The following is an 861-nucleotide window of genomic DNA, read 5'->3' as shown; positions in this document are numbered from 1 at the left end:
TTTTTTTTCTCCCAGGGTCTGAGCTACTCTCGTGACAGCAACATTGCCGACTCCGAGTGGTATTACCATCGCCATCGCTGCTGTTTGGGCTGCAATCTCATGGGCTGCTAATGTTGCTGTTCCTACATACCCTGCTAGCCAAGCGTTGACGTTCAATACTACTGATTCCGCTCCCAATAGAAAACCCATAGGCCATCCAGTTTGAAAAATTTTGACAAACGTCTGTTTATCAAACTGACGCATATAGCGGAAAAGTTGATAATCTCTAACTTTTGGGGAGAAAATCAGCAAGATAACTCCCACTATAAAACTAACCCAAAAAACCAGAGTACTTGCCCAGCCTATTCCAGCTAAACCAAGTTGAGGAAGACCAAATTTACCGAACATTAAGACATAATTGGCAGGGGCATTTAAGAGCAGCCCTAGTACCATAGTGACAGTTATCAATCGGGTGAGGTTGACAGCAGAGGCAATGCCTCTTAAGATCTTAATACCAAGTGCAGCAGGAAAGCCCCACACAATTGAGTGTAAATAGGTTTTTGTCACTAAAACATTGCTTTCTTCTTGACCTAATAGCAGCAAGATAGTATCGGTATGCCAAAGCAGAAGCATTGCGGGTAAAGACAACGCAACTGCTAGCCATATTTGTCCAGATGCAATACGACTAACTTGATCTATTTTGTTTGCCCCAAAAGCCTCGGCTGCTTGTGCTCCTCCTACTAAAAACATACTAGAGCAGGTAAAGAATAAAGCCAAAAAAGTGATCGCACCCAAAGCACCACCGGCCAAAACTTGTGTACCAAGTAAACCCATCATGACTACATCCACTGTATTAATACTCGTTTCGCATATTTCGACAAC

Annotated in this window: 1 protein-coding gene; it reads right to left on the bottom strand. The window is 43.1% G+C overall.

What is annotated here, in order from left to right:
- Positions 1-852: MATE family efflux transporter (locus ACIR131C_RS23480; protein ID WP_269208811.1), on the bottom strand; the 852-nt coding region annotated here is incomplete at its 3' end.
- Between the last annotated feature and the right edge of the window lie 9 nt (positions 853-861).

Source organism: Dolichospermum circinale AWQC131C (assembly GCF_000426905.1).
In the GTDB taxonomy this organism is placed as follows: domain Bacteria; phylum Cyanobacteriota; class Cyanobacteriia; order Cyanobacteriales; family Nostocaceae; genus Dolichospermum; species Dolichospermum circinale.
Note: the sequence above shows the minus strand (reverse complement) of the source record. Positions and strands in the feature narration are given on the sequence as shown.